We start from the raw sequence: 4,209 nt of genomic DNA, 5'->3' as shown, positions 1-4,209 counted from the left end.
TTTCTGATCTTGAACCTAGCCTTCAAGAAGGCAGGGCCGAGCCATTCCAGCCAAACCTCGAACAGAGCAGGGGGCCGATCGTTCGAGCGCCGGAAGTATCCTCGGAACGCTCTCAAACTGTCGATTCCAAGCCGGCGCTTCGAGCCTATCCGCTCGGCATGGTGCTGGAGGCCTGTCCAGACATCGTCGATTACGGCAGAGGCGGCGAAATTTCCTCATGGCAAGACCTGGCGGCTGCGGCGGCGACGGTGCGCTCGGCGCTCGGCGTTTCGCCAGACGCCTGGTCGCAAGCCTTGGACGTCTTGGGCGAGCATGACGCCGCGATCGTCATCGCTGCGATCCTGCAACGCGGCGATGAAATCAAAAGCGCCGGTGGTTATCTCCGCGTTCTGACCGAAAAGGCGAGGGCAGGGGAATTCTCGCTCGGACCCGTGCTGATGGCGCTGTTGCGCGGCAAGGCTGGGAAGGCGGCGAGAGATCGCAAGAGGGCGGGGTGATGTCGGAATGGATTTCCGAACGAGCCTCGGCAGTCCGCTCGATCACAGTGTTTCGGCGCCGAGCAACCGAAGTTTTTCCGCGCGGTCGAGCAGGCTTTTGACGGAGGAGGGCGCCCAGCGGGCTCCGCCGCGCGGCGTGCGCTCATACATGGCTTCGAGCTGCGCGCCGATTTGTGCGAGCGTCAAATCGGGATTGGCCCGTTTGATCCCGGCGACGAGCGTGACGAGGCGTTCGCTGCTGACCTTTCGGCTGGCGGCTTGATGAAGGAGGCGGGGCTCGATCAAACCCTCGGCGACGAAGCATTTGACCGCGCGCTTCAGGCGCTCGACGGTCCATTGGGGCAGGGGAGCGCCGCTGGAGCTATCGCGCTTGGCGTTGAGCACGCGCACGACATCCTGCCAGCGGTGATCCGGGCGCATTTGCCGGACGACCGGCAGCCAATGTTCGGCTGTGCGATTGACGCGCTCGAAATAGTTCACCGCCTTCGCGTCGACGATGCGCTGGATGGCGTCGCGGTCGCCGGCGCGGAGTTTTGGATTGCCGCCGATGCGGCCGCGCTTTTTGGCGGCGCGCAAGCCGTCTTTGGTGCGCTCCTGGATCAGCGCGCGCTCCAACTCGGCCACGGCGCCGAGAACCTGCAGGGCGAAACGGCCCTGCGGGGTAGTGGTGTCGATGGGATCGGCGAGTGATTTGAAATGCGCGCCCTTGGCGTCGAGCTCGGCGATCACGGCCAGGAGATGCGACAGTGAGCGGGCCAATCGGTCGAGCCGCGCGACGACCAGCACGTCGCCGCGGCGCACTCGCGCCAGCGCCTTGCCCCCGGACATATGCTCGCGAAAAATCTCGACACATCCGGCCGCCTTCAGCACATCGGTCTGCGCGTCCGTGACCTGATCCTCGGTCGAGACGCGGGCGTAGCCGATCAGGGCCATTCGCCCTGGTTTCCTTCCGACGAAATCAGCAACGGACTATTTGCGAGCCGTTCGATAAGCTTCAGGAATCTCGTCGTCCGTAACCGGCGGCGCGCCGCCCTCGCGGCGCATGATCTGGTCGAAGGCGCTCCAATCGGTCCGGCCTTTCTTTTCCGCGAAATAGCGAGCGGTCCGTAACGCCGAAACCTTTTCGGCCACCGCCGAAGCGACGAACTGGTTGAGGCTCGTGCCATCCTCGGCTGCAATCTTTTCGGCTTCGGCCTTCATCGAAGCGGGGAGCCGAAGAGCATAAGCGGCAGTTTTGGTTTTCATTGCACTTTCCTCATCAGCGTATCTCTCGGCGTGAGAACCTCGATGCCAAAGCGCTCTCGCACCAGTCCGAAGTCACGTAAATTGAACGTAACGATCGTTGCGGCCTGCCCATTCACAGCCGCCTCGAGCACCAATTCGTCGCCCGGATCTCGCAATTGCGGCCTCCAAAGGAACCAAATTTCGACCGGTTCGATCAGATCTATGATCGCGTCGAGAAACTGACAGACCTCTTTCGTCGACAGGCCGGCCGCTTTGCGGTGTTCGTCGCGCAGACACACGGCCTCATATTCGATTGCGAGGGCGGCGCTGGCCAGAAGCTGGATCTGTCCTCGACGCGCAAGTCTGAGAAGCTCGGCGGAGGCTCCGCTTGGGCTTCGGAGTGCTGCGATCAGGGCGTTCGTATCCAGAACCAATCTCATTGCTGTGACGATATCATATCGCCTATGATGTGATCAATAGGCATAATTTCAATTGTGATGAATATCAATAATCGGTCGTTTGAAACCGCATCCGACGGCAGAAGTTCGCCGCCGCGACATAGTGGTGAGCAGAAGAAAGGCCCGCAAAACAGCTCCTTTCGTCGATTTGCGGGCCGAAAGCTCGTCTCCAGAGCCGTTCCGAGGCTTGCTTTCGGCTGCTACGGCGACGCATTTCGATCCGGTCAGCGAAGGCGAAAATGGCATCGTCTATCACTAAAGCTAAATTGGCGATAAGTTGATAGTCGTCTTGATTCGTACAGGATTAAAATGGGATTAGCTCTTCCCGCCTCTGTTTCATTCGAGCGCCTGCAAGCGCCCTTCGAGAGCGCGTCCGACGCCCTCGCGCGTTTCGACGAGCGGCTTCGCTCGAGTCCCGTCGCCGAAGCATTCGTTCTCCGCGCGCATTTCCATGACGCCTGCGCCGCTTTGTGGTGCGCCGGCGAATTCGTGCAGCTCGAAGACCTCGTCCTTCATGACGCCGGAACGGACGTGCGCACGCCGACGCACGAACTCGTGCGAGCCCATGCTGTGCTGCTCACGCGTCGTCGCATAGCTGATCGCGAACCGGGTTGGGCGCTGACGATCGAGGGACTCGCTGGTCTGCGGGGCGTGTCGCGACCACAGGGTATTCTCCTCGAGGCGACCGCGGCCGGGTCGGGAGCCCTCGAGGACGAAGACGCGGTGGAGGATGAGCTTGAGACCGTGTGGCGATCCTCGTCGGGGGAATTCGACGAAATCGACGAACTACTGGCGCGAACGTCGCGTTTGGCAGAGCGCATCGCGCCGGTCCAGCGGAAGCGGGACGACTCGGGTTTGGTTTACGATGAGGATTGGGACGAGGAGGGCCGCCTCGCCGAATGGCGGGAGCGTCTGGGCGACATGACCAATCTTCCGCCCTTGATGACTGCAGGCGCCGCGCTCGACGCTCGGGAAGAGATAGAGCCCCTGCAACACAGCCCATGGCTCGGATCCTTGCTCGTCGCGGACTTGCTACGGCGCCGGGGAAAAACGCTGCATCATCTATCGGCGCTACAAGCAGGATTTCGGCACGCCAAATATCGGAGGAGTCGGCAAAGTGATCTCGAATCTCGAATGATAGCCTTTGCGCGGGCGGTCGAACTCATGGCAAAGGCGGATTCGAAGGAACTCGACAGATTGACGCTCGCGCGTGAGCTCCTACTCAGAAAATGCAAAGACCGTAGAACGAATTCAAGGCTGCCGCGGTTTGTCGACCTGTGTCTGGAGTCGCCGGTCGTCACCGTCCCTTTCGTCGCCAAAGAACTCCGAATGTCGCAGCAAGCAGCGACCACGATGATAGACGAACTCTCGTCGAACCTTCGCGAGTTGACTGGACGAAGACGATACAGGGCTTGGGCTGTTATATAAAAGTGTGAAGCGATGGCAAATGTGTGATGGTTGGGCATGTATGAATTGCCGATGGGTTTCGACGCCGATCGGCGTTTTAAACCGCTGAAATTTGCGCTCCGCGGGGGACAAAGCCGGGTGCTTGTTCAAGCCAAATTCCGCACGGTGGGCAAAGAGCGGACTTCCGATTTTTTGAATGCGCGGCGAACCGCTCGAGCGGAGTATTGCGAACAGTTCGAAAGAGGTGTCGAGACTGGTCATGAGACGCCTGCCTGATGATGATGGCGAGGCTCGACCGGAGCATCGAAATCGCGTCGTGGGCCGATTGGAACGACTCCACTCGGATTCAGCCAGGGATGGCTGCTATAATAATGGCCCTTGATGTGACCGAAATCGACGGTCGGGCGGATCGCCGGGTGCTGGTAGAGCGCCCGCGTGTAGCGCCAGAGAGCGGGATAATCGACCAGCGCCCGCAAATTGCATTTGAAGTGGCCGTAATAGACCACATCGAACCGCACCAGCGTCGTGGGCGTCGATCTCGCTGCGCAGCTCGGCGGGATAATAGTCGCCTTCCGCCGCGCCTATGCGATCGAAGGCGCTGTTGAACATCCGCAGAATCTCTG

Annotated in this window: 6 protein-coding genes and 1 pseudogene; 3 read left to right on the top strand and 4 right to left on the bottom strand. The window is 60.7% G+C overall.

The genetic code is table 11. The features are described from left to right. On the top strand, positions 1 to 497 hold a 497-nt coding region (gene repC / locus EDE12_RS21575; RefSeq protein ID WP_245511951.1), incomplete at its 5' end, for a plasmid replication protein RepC. 42 nt (positions 498 to 539) lie between these two features. On the opposite strand, the gene EDE12_RS21570 is transcribed toward repC, so the two are convergent. The 3 genes from EDE12_RS21570 to EDE12_RS21560 are packed head-to-tail and all read right to left on the bottom strand — an operon-like array spanning position 540 to position 2,161. Continuing rightward, a complete protein-coding gene (locus tag EDE12_RS21570; protein ID WP_026597749.1) occupies positions 540 to 1,430 on the bottom strand; it encodes a recombinase family protein in 891 nt (296 codons plus the stop codon). Between the two features lie 36 nt (positions 1,431 to 1,466). Then, on the bottom strand, positions 1,467 to 1,742 hold the full coding sequence (locus EDE12_RS21565) for a hypothetical protein (protein ID WP_026597748.1): 276 nt from the start codon (positions 1,740 to 1,742) through the stop codon (positions 1,467 to 1,469). Then, positions 1,739 to 2,161: a putative toxin-antitoxin system toxin component, PIN family gene (locus tag EDE12_RS21560; protein ID WP_024881645.1), complete on the bottom strand. Its 423-nt coding sequence runs from the start codon at positions 2,159 to 2,161 to the stop codon at positions 1,739 to 1,741. Before EDE12_RS21560 ends, EDE12_RS21565 begins: the two co-directional genes overlap by 4 nt. A gap of 327 nt (positions 2,162 to 2,488) precedes the next feature. Between EDE12_RS21560 and EDE12_RS21555 the strand changes: the two genes are divergently transcribed. Together EDE12_RS21555 and EDE12_RS21550 are read left to right on the top strand one after the other, a co-directional pair. Continuing rightward, positions 2,489 to 3,607, top strand: coding sequence for an RHE_PE00001 family protein (locus EDE12_RS21555; protein WP_026597747.1), 1,119 nt, complete (start codon positions 2,489 to 2,491; stop codon positions 3,605 to 3,607). Positions 3,608 to 3,643: 36 nt separating this feature from the next. Further along, positions 3,644 to 3,862 (top strand): hypothetical protein, encoded by a 219-nt coding sequence (locus EDE12_RS21550; RefSeq protein WP_134188309.1) that lies wholly within the window; start codon positions 3,644 to 3,646, stop codon positions 3,860 to 3,862. Here the strand turns inward: EDE12_RS21550 and EDE12_RS21545 are convergent. Beyond that, positions 3,844 to 4,209, bottom strand: a pseudogene (locus EDE12_RS21545) (hypothetical protein); the annotation flags it as partial. The gene EDE12_RS21550 and the pseudogene EDE12_RS21545 sit on opposite strands and share 19 nt — an antisense overlap.

The organism is Methylosinus sp. sav-2 (genome assembly GCF_004366495.1).
In the GTDB taxonomy this organism is placed as follows: domain Bacteria; phylum Pseudomonadota; class Alphaproteobacteria; order Rhizobiales; family Beijerinckiaceae; genus Methylosinus.
This window is presented reverse-complemented; position numbering and strand designations above follow the sequence as displayed.